Source organism: Mycobacterium persicum (genome assembly GCF_002086675.1).
GTDB lineage: Bacteria > Actinomycetota > Actinomycetes > Mycobacteriales > Mycobacteriaceae > Mycobacterium > Mycobacterium persicum.
In genome coordinates this window covers 1-1,100 of the sequence record NZ_MVIF01000249.1, presented here as the reverse complement: position 1 = coordinate 1,100, position 1,100 = coordinate 1, and the positions used below count along the sequence as shown (strand labels likewise).

The 1,100-nt window shown below is 66.2% G+C and carries 1 protein-coding gene and 1 pseudogene; both read right to left on the bottom strand.

The features are described 5' to 3' along the window. Positions 1–511 (bottom strand): PE family protein (locus tag BST40_RS28180; RefSeq protein ID WP_142276859.1); only part of this gene is annotated, 511 nt, incomplete at its 3' end. Positions 512–885: 374 nt separating this feature from the next. After that, positions 886–1,100, bottom strand: a pseudogene (locus BST40_RS32685) (hypothetical protein); the annotation flags it as partial.

Genomic DNA, 1,100 nt, shown 5'->3' with positions numbered 1-1,100 from the left:
CGCCCACACCAATCAGCCCAGCGGCCCCGCCGGCGCCGCCGGCTCCCCCGGGAACGCCCGATCCGCCATTGCCCCCGTTGCCCCATAGGATCCCGCCAGACCCACCGTTTTCCCCGGTCCCGGGGGTGCCATTGGTGCCATTACCGATCAGCGGACGGCTCAGCAGCAGGTTGGTGGGCGCGTTGATGGCACCCAGCAGCCCCTCCTCGAGGGCCTGCAACGGCGACACATTGGCGGCCTCGGCGCTTGCATACGAGGTCCCAGCATTGATCAATGCCTGCACGAACTGCGTTTGGAACGCCGCCGCCTGCGCGCTCACCGACTGATAAGCCTGGCCGTGGCTGGAAAGCAGCGCAGCGATCGCCGTTGACACCTCGTCTCCGGCGGCGGCTAACACCGTGGTAATCGGCACGACCGCAGCACTATTAGCGGCATACAACGACGAGCCGATGCTCATCACATCCGCTGCCGCCGCAGCCAATAGCTCCGCTGTTGCGATCACATACGACATCGTTGCGCCCGTTTCTTGAACGATTGGCGGTACGACGCTGGGAAAAGTGGTGGCGCCCAGAGGTTGGCCTGGACGGTATTGCTCAACTCTGGAGCCCGTGGAACTGGCGCCGGCGTCTGCTCCAGCGACGACCGGTCGTGAGCTCTTTGGAAGTGTCCTGCCGACTTGGCTATCCCACTGGGTCTGGGTGACGGCACTCGCGCAGCACCCTGAAGCGGCCTTCCGTTTTCGAGACGGGTTCGAAGCGCAGGGCGCGACGTCACTTGACCCGTAGCCGCCGACGCTGTCTCGGCTTCGGTTGCGCATAGTAAGCCGTCAGGCTGTGAAGATCGGTTCGGCATTTCACACCGCCATGCTCTCGTGTGCTGGCCCTATCAGCCGGGTTGTCCGGGGTGCCCAGGGGTGCCGTCTTTGCCAGTGGCTCCCATTTGGCCCGCTGCGCCATGTCCGCCGCTGCCGTCAAGACCGCCTTGTCCGGGTAGACCGCCTCTACCGCCGGCGCCGAAGCCCCCGGCTCCACCCACTCCGCCGTCGCCGGGACGACCGAGTTGGCCGAACATCCCGGCGGTGACGGCGGTGACGGTGGCAA